We start from the raw sequence: 211 nt of genomic DNA, 5'->3' as shown, positions 1-211 counted from the left end.
CCCGCGTCACCAAAGCTCACTTCGAGGGCCGCAGTGATTCGGAAAAGCACCACACCAGCACACACGACGAAACCTGCGCTCACCCCGACTAAACTTTTGTTCCATGACCATCGTGGAATTTCAGGGCCAAAAGCGTAAGTACACCGTCGTCGCGCCGGAAAATCCCGGTCCGAACCTGCTGCTTTTCCTCCACGGTTCGCTGCAAAATGGC

Origin of the sequence: Corynebacterium sp. HMSC078H07 (assembly GCF_001812805.1) — a bacterium.
In the GTDB taxonomy this organism is placed as follows: domain Bacteria; phylum Actinomycetota; class Actinomycetes; order Mycobacteriales; family Mycobacteriaceae; genus Corynebacterium.
The sequence above is the reverse complement of the archived record's forward strand: the minus strand, read 5'-3'. Positions refer to the sequence as shown.